Origin of the sequence: Marinobacter sp. UBA2498, assembly GCF_002341575.1 — a bacterium.
Classification (GTDB): domain Bacteria; phylum Pseudomonadota; class Gammaproteobacteria; order Pseudomonadales; family Oleiphilaceae; genus Marinobacter; species Marinobacter manganoxydans.
Map to the genome: position 1 here is coordinate 1 of NZ_DDOI01000134.1, position 899 is coordinate 899.

Here is an 899-nt window from a genome sequence, read left to right on the forward strand (position 1 = left end):
TGAACGACAACAAGATCATCAATACCCTGGCGGCCCTGCAAACCCGCCACACATCGCGCGACATCATCCTTGTCAGCAAGGACATCAACATGCGATTGAAAGCCCGGGGCTTCGGCGTGGAGGCCCAGGACTATCACAACGACATGCTGCTGGACGATATTGACCTGCTGCCGAAAGGGTACAAAGAATTCCCGAACTCGTTCTGGGACACCATCGAGAAGGTCGAAACCATCCAGCGGGAGGGTATTACCGAACACATCCTTCGTCGTGAGGGCGACCTGGCCAGACTGACCATCAACGAGTTCGTAATTGATGAACAGGGATTCGTTGGCAAGGTGTCTGATGTGGGCGAAGACCAGATTGTCATTCGGGATCTGCACCAGCACGATCTGATGCACGAGGAAGTCTGGGGCCTGGTACCGCGGGATATATACCAGGCCATTGCCCTGAACCTGCTGCTGGACCCCGATATCCACCTGGTAAACCTGACCGGTTCCGCCGGCTCCGGTAAAACCATCCTCGCCCTCGCGGCCTGTATCGAAATGACGGTTGCCAGCAAGCTGTACAAACGCATCATCGCCACCCGCAGCACCCAGGGTCTGGACGAGGACATTGGCTTCCTCCCCGGCACCGAGGCGGAGAAAATGGAGCCCTGGCTGGGGGCCATCGTGGACAACCTCGAAGCTCTCCACGAAGACGATGAAAATATGACCGCCAGCGTGGACTACATCCTCAGCAAGGTGCCACTGCACTTCAAGTCGATGAACTACATTCGTGGCCGCAGCTTCCAACACAGCCTGATCATCATCGACGAATCCCAGAACCTGACGCCGCATCAGATCAAGACCATCATCACCCGTGCCGGCAACGGCTCCAAAGTAATCTGCCTGGGTAACCTG

Annotated in this window: 1 protein-coding gene; it reads left to right on the forward strand. The window is 56.6% G+C overall.

From position 1 onward, the window contains the following. Positions 1-899: PhoH family protein (locus tag B2W52_RS18345; protein WP_286803868.1), on the forward strand; the 899-nt coding region annotated here is incomplete at both ends.